Here is a 371-nt window from a genome sequence, read left to right as displayed (position 1 = left end):
GTGCCGCCCGGCTGGCCGGCAATCGGCGCGAACGGCGCGCTGAACCAGCCGGCCGCCCAGTTGCCATTCCCGTCGCCAGCCGCAGGCGGACTGGCCGCCATCAGTAGGGGTGCCCCAAGCAGGGCGAGCGCGGCGATGGGCCTGGCAATCATGATCTCTCCTATTTTGTGGTCTTGCGGGTTCTTGCCGGCTTGGCCGGGGCAGGGGTGTCCACCGCGCTACCCAGCGGCCCACTGTCCAGCCCCAGGCCGGCGGCCTGGCTGATGGCGGCGGCCGTGCGTTGCAGCGGTTCGAGCAGCGGATCGAGCCGCGCGTCGCCATTGGCGTCAATCAGCGTGGCGATGGTCAGCGCGGCGTTGAGCGGCGCGCCC

General features: G+C 72.0%; 1 protein-coding gene. It reads right to left on the bottom strand.

The features are described from left to right. Positions 1 to 160 precede the first annotated feature (160 nt). On the bottom strand, positions 161 to 371 hold a 211-nt coding region (locus tag H926_RS33790), incomplete at its 5' end, for a hypothetical protein (protein WP_043610780.1).

Origin of the sequence: Novosphingobium sp. B-7, assembly GCF_000410615.1 — a bacterium.
Taxonomy (GTDB): domain Bacteria; phylum Pseudomonadota; class Alphaproteobacteria; order Sphingomonadales; family Sphingomonadaceae; genus Novosphingobium; species Novosphingobium capsulatum.
The sequence above is the reverse complement of the archived record's forward strand: the minus strand, read 5'-3'. Positions and strand labels throughout refer to the sequence as shown.